The following is a 3,825-nucleotide window of genomic DNA, read 5'->3' as shown; positions in this document are numbered from 1 at the left end:
CAGCCCCGCCGCATCCGGTCGCGCTGCCAGCGCAGGCACGGTATCCGTCGGGAAGCTAATCAGCCCAGCACCCTGCCGAGCGACATCAACCAGTTCAGTCAGAGACACTTGCGGCATAGCAGAGAGGTATCACAGACACCACAATAGAAAACACAGGGGATTTTAGCTAATCTGAAACTCGCGCTATTCTACGGATTGCAAAGGGTTAAGGCAACGGTTCAGCGCCAATTTTTCCCACTGTGCGAAGCCTCGACTGCGGTACGCTACCCACCGAAACCCCGCTCACCACTATCGCTCACCACTATCGCTCACCTCACCACCGCGTAATTCTCCCAATATAATTCTCCTAATATGGATAATTCGCCCACCCCAGACCCAACGCCCGTGCAGCAGCAGTGTACCAGCCTGCTCAAAACCTTTTGGCAAGACAAATACGCCGCCTATCAAAGCGGAGAAGACGCGACTGAGGAGATGCCGCTGCGTCAGAATGCGATTGGTGGTATCGGCATTGCAGGCACGCCTCCCCTGCCCGCCAGCGTCCAGGCTGCCTACGATTTTTACGATGAAAACGTGATGCAGCACGACTGGGGTTCGGTGTCGGTTTCTCAAGTGCCGATGGAGGGCGCACCCAACGGCGCGGTGTATGCCGTGGTAACGACGACCGATGGCGATGACGGCTGGCTGGAACTCTTTGACCTGGACGGCAATCCGCTGGGCGCAGCCCGCACGTATCTGGAACTGGTGTCCTGGGGTGATCCAGAGGTGCTGCGGGAACAGGTGCATACGGGCGAGTTTCCCGAAGAGTTGCGGGCGCGGATGGACACGACGCTGTGGGGAAAGTGAGAGGGAAGAGGGAAGAACGAAGAAAGAAGAACGAAGAAGGGAAAGAGAGAAGAGCAGGTTTTCGCGTTTCTATTTTCGTTCTTCCTTTTTCCCTCTTCCTTCTTCCTATTACCTATTACCTCCGCACGCTGACGGCAAATCGCTCGATTCCGGCCAGGTCGGGATGAATCTGAACTGTGGCGTATTGTCCCGTGTTGCTGAGGAGTTGGGCGACGGCTGGGGCCTGGCCGGCCATCATTTCCAGCAGCAAGAGTCCGCCCGGTTTTAGGTAGTGGGGGGCCGTGTGGACAATGTGGCGAATGCAGTCTAGCCCGTCGGGGCCGCCGTCGAGCGCGGTGTGGGGTTCGTGGACGGCCACCTCTGGGTCTAGGTGGGTTAAATCACTGGTGGGAATGTAGGGCGGGTTTGAGACGATGCCCTGTAGCTGGCTGGCAAGGAAGGCTAGCGGCTCGAACCAGGAGCCTTGGTGAAACTGGATGCGATCGCCCAAGCCAGCAGCCTCAGCATTTTGTCGGGCGATCGCCAGGGCGGGTTCACTCCAGTCAACCGCGTGAACCGTAGCCAGCGGAAAGACCGTGGCCAGCCCAAGGGCGATCGCCCCGCTGCCCGTTCCCAAGTCGGCCCAATGGCTGACTTCCTGAACTGACCAACCATATTGCAAGGCCGCCGAGTTTGCCAGGTCGATCAGCAGTTCTGTTTCTGGGCGGGGAATCAGAACCGCTGGCGACACGGCCAGGTCAAACTCTCGCCAGGGAACTCGACCGACCAGATATTGCACGGGCACTCGGTCGCGCAGCCGTGCCTGCCAAAGCTGGGTCAGGTCAGCCAGGGAACGGCTGAGCGAAATTTCTGGTGGAAACGGTGGCCCCAGCTTCAGCAGCAGCGGATCTACGTCGGCTCCCTGTTGCAGTAGCCAATCGACCTCTGCTGGACTGACCTGATGGGCGATCGCCGCCTGACGCGCCAATTGTCGCCACTGCCAGAGGCGATCGCCCGCTACCGTTTCCTTCACCACGGGTTCAACAGCGGGGACTAGCGGGTTCTGCCGCCGCTATTGCGGCCACCCCCGGCTGGTGCTGCGCCGCCATTGGGTTGCAACGTCCTGATATACTCCAGCGTCTCGCGAGGCGGCACCAGCACCACCTGATTCAAATCAGGATCATCGCTGCTTTGGAAAATCTGGATTAGCGTTTCCAAACTGGTCACTTGCACCCGCGTCCGACCTGCCAGACTCGGCTCTTGTTGGGTAATCCGGGTCACCATTGCCTGCAAGTCTTGCTGCGTAAAGAAAATCGGAATCACCCGCTGGTTCCCCTGCTGAATGGTGAGATAGCCACCGCCTTCCTGGGTCGATTCCAGGAAAAACAGCGGAACACCCTCGAAATTCTCAGGATTTTGCCGATTTTGCTGGAGTACCGTGCGGGCCGACTCGACCTGCTGACGCATGGGCACGAAGTAGAACCGCAGGGCATCATCGTCGTTTTGCTGGCGCACCGCCAGTTCAAAAATTTCCGCCAGCGAAACGGTTGTCACTTGCACCGAGTTGCCAAGCTGGGGATTGCGAGATTTCAGCCCCTCGACAAACTGCTGCGCGTCTTGACGGCTGATGAAGACCCCTGCGACGGGGGTAGCGTTATCTCCTTCCCCAGTTGTGGCAACGAGCGGGGTGCCATCGGCATCGGTAACTGCAAACACAGGGATGGGGCGGAGACGTTCCATGACTTGCTCGGTGGTCAACGCCAAGACGCGCAGCCCACCCGCTAATAGACCAGTCAACGCGATGCCGCCTGCTACTGCGATCGCCGCACTCCGTTGAAATAGTGACCTCATAACGACTTAATACTCCTTAATTACAGGCCCAAACGGACGTTGATTTGGGGCTTGTTTGGGTCATCGGGGGAAAGTTTAGACGGTTGCAGCAACGCCGCTCGTCGGAGATTTTTTCCCTGGCACCACCAGCGCCGAAAGTTGGATTCATTCTACAGGCAAGTGGGTCGAGTTAGCAGACTGCTTGTGCCAAAGGCAAGTTCCGCCGCTAAGAGGCACGTCTATTCTTTAAGAGGCAGATCTTTTCTTTAAGAGGCAGATCTTTAAGAGGCAGATCTGAAGAGACAGAGTGATTGGCGGGGTGGCGTGGGGTTAAACGGTTGAAGTCAGTCACTTACCCTCGCATCTCCTGCTTATCTAGCCCCTTGTTTATTTGTCCCCTTTTTCCTTTTTCGTTTTCCGTTGCTCAATGTTTCTTGGAATTGACCTCGGCACCAGTTCCCTAAAAGCGCTGCTGATGAGCGCTGATGGAACCGTTATCGCTGAAGCCTCCCATCCGTATCCGGTGAATGCGCCCCATCCGGGCTGGGCCGAAAGCGACCCGCAGGACTGGTGGAACGCAGGGGCGATCGCCGTTCGGAAGGCGGTTCAGCCCCATGCCGCGCAGGTGCAAGCCATCGGGCTGTCGGGGCAAATGCATGGCGTGGTGGTGTGTGATGGGGTGGGAAACCCGCTGCGGTCGGCGATTCTCTGGGCCGATGGGCGATCGCGCTATGAGCTAGAACACTATCGGGCGCTGGGAACTGAGGCGCTGCGGCCGCTGGCCAACCCGCTGACCGTGGGCATGGCGGGGCCGAGCCTGCTGTGGCTACGGCAGAGAGAACCGGAGGTATATCGGATGGCCCGTTGGGCGCTGCAACCCAAAGATTGGCTGCGGCTTCGGCTGACGGGACAGGCGGCGACGGAACCCTCGGACGCTTCGGGGACGCTGATGGCGGATGTGGCAGCGGGAACCTGGGCGATCGCCCTGCTGGAGGCGCTGCACCTGCGAACCGATTGGCTGCCGCCCATTGTGGCTTCGAGGGCGATCGCCGGAACCCTGACCCGCAGCGCCGCCGAGCATCTAGGGTTGCCCGCCGATCTGCCCGTGGTGGCCGGAGCCGCCGATACTGCCGCCGCGCTGGTTGGAAGAAAAATCGGCCAAATTAAAATTGG

4 protein-coding genes and 1 pseudogene are annotated in these 3,825 nt (G+C 59.1%); 2 read left to right on the top strand and 3 right to left on the bottom strand.

The features are described from left to right. Nucleotides 1-117, bottom strand: a pseudogene (locus IGS51_RS20390) (Sua5/YciO/YrdC/YwlC family protein); the annotation flags it as partial. Between the two features lie 234 nt (nt 118-351). On the opposite strand from IGS51_RS20390, the gene IGS51_RS20385 reads away from it, so the two are divergent. After that, nucleotides 352-843: a hypothetical protein gene (locus tag IGS51_RS20385; RefSeq protein ID WP_297080600.1), complete on the top strand. Its 492-nt coding sequence runs from the start codon at nt 352-354 to the stop codon at nt 841-843. A 115-nt stretch (nt 844-958) separates the two neighbouring features. Here the strand turns inward: IGS51_RS20385 and prmC are convergent, their stop codons facing one another. Both prmC and IGS51_RS20375 read right to left on the bottom strand, forming a co-directional pair. Continuing rightward, on the bottom strand, nt 959-1,858 hold the full coding sequence (gene prmC / locus IGS51_RS20380) for a peptide chain release factor N(5)-glutamine methyltransferase (RefSeq protein WP_367279394.1): 900 nt from the start codon (nt 1,856-1,858) through the stop codon (nt 959-961). A gap of 17 nt (nt 1,859-1,875) precedes the next feature. Continuing rightward, nucleotides 1,876-2,673: a Tic22 family protein gene (locus tag IGS51_RS20375; RefSeq protein ID WP_297080599.1), complete on the bottom strand. Its 798-nt coding sequence runs from the start codon at nt 2,671-2,673 to the stop codon at nt 1,876-1,878. A 406-nt stretch (nt 2,674-3,079) separates the two neighbouring features. On the opposite strand from IGS51_RS20375, the gene IGS51_RS20370 reads away from it, so the two are divergent. Beyond that, a partial coding sequence (locus IGS51_RS20370) for an FGGY family carbohydrate kinase (RefSeq protein ID WP_297080598.1) occupies nt 3,080-3,825 on the top strand: 746 nt, incomplete at its 3' end.

This window comes from Thermoleptolyngbya sp. M55_K2018_002 (assembly GCF_015295965.1).
GTDB lineage: Bacteria > Cyanobacteriota > Cyanobacteriia > Elainellales > Elainellaceae > Thermoleptolyngbya > Thermoleptolyngbya sichuanensis.
Note: the sequence above shows the minus strand (reverse complement) of the source record. Positions and strands in the feature narration are given on the sequence as shown.